Source organism: Acinetobacter sp. YT-02, assembly GCF_002412355.1.
GTDB lineage: Bacteria > Pseudomonadota > Gammaproteobacteria > Pseudomonadales > Moraxellaceae > Acinetobacter > Acinetobacter towneri.
On the sequence record NZ_NOZT01000012.1, the window covers coordinates 1 to 711 of the forward strand.

General features: G+C 34.5%; 1 pseudogene. It reads left to right on the top strand.

Going from position 1 to position 711, the window contains the following annotated elements:
• Nucleotides 1-66: 66 nt before the first annotated feature.
• Nucleotides 67-711: pseudogene (locus tag CF596_RS05690) on the top strand (IS4-like element ISAba1 family transposase); the annotation flags it as partial.

Genomic DNA, 711 nt, shown 5'->3' on the forward strand with positions numbered 1-711 from the left:
TACACGACAAAAATAGATAACTCATTGAAATAATGTCACAATAATTGTTTTCTAACGACGAATACTATGACACATCTCAATGAGTTATATCTTATCTTAAACAAATCTCTAAAATGGAACAAGTCACATTTAAAGTGCTTTGCGCTCATCATGCTTGTGATTATTTTAAAGCAAACATGTAATCTTTCTTCTGCATCTAAAGCCTTGCCCATCAAGTGCTTACCACAATCATTTTATCGACGTATGCAGCGCTTCTTTGCAGGTCAGTATTTTGATTATCGTCAAATTTCTCAGTTGATTTTCAATATGTTTTCATTCGACCAAGTGCAACTGACTTTAGATAGAACCAATTGGAAATGGGGAAAACGAAATATTAATATCCTGATGCTCGCAATCGTTTATCGTGGAATAGCGATACCTATCCTTTGGACATTGCTTAATAAACGTGGAAATTCAGATACGAAAGAGCGTATTGCTTTGATTCAACGCTTTATAGCCATTTTTGGTAAAGACCGTATTGTGAATGTGTTCGCAGACAGAGAGTTTATCGGTGAGCAGTGGTTTACATGGTTAATTGAACAAGACATCAACTTCTGCATTCGTGTTAAAAAAACTTCATTGTCACCAATCATTTAGGAAAGAATCATAAAATTAGTGATTTATTTCGCCATCTTAAAGTTGGTCAAATTGAATGTCGTAAACGACGGATTT